Origin of the sequence: Photorhabdus africana, assembly GCF_035181445.1 — a bacterium.
Lineage (GTDB): Bacteria > Pseudomonadota > Gammaproteobacteria > Enterobacterales > Enterobacteriaceae > Photorhabdus > Photorhabdus laumondii.
On the sequence record NZ_JAXBVE010000218.1, the window covers coordinates 1 to 333 of the forward strand.

Consider the following 333-nt stretch of genomic DNA (forward strand, 5'->3'; position numbering starts at 1 on the left):
GGCGGCGCTGGGCGGCATGTATGCCCATAAAATCAGGCTGATAGGCACCGAAGCGGGGGTGGGCGTGCATAATGCCGGTAATATCGGCGCGTCTGCCGGGGAGGTCCATATCACCGCCGAGGGCCGGATAGAGAACCGCGGCACCCTCAGCAGCCGGGATACGTTGCAATTAACCTCGTCTGCCGATGTCACTAACACCGGCAAATTGCTGTCACAATCGACGGTGAATTTACAGGCGGGCGGTACGCTGGATAATCGGGGCCGGGTGGAAGCCCGCGGCGATACCACGGTCAACGCAGATACAATACACAGCAGCCATAACAGCGTATGGGC

At 60.1% G+C, this 333-nt stretch carries 1 protein-coding gene; it reads left to right on the forward strand.

Going from position 1 to position 333, the window contains the following annotated elements; genetic code table 11:
• Positions 1 to 333: hypothetical protein (locus tag SLS51_RS23475; protein WP_323840874.1), on the forward strand; the 333-nt coding region annotated here is incomplete at both ends.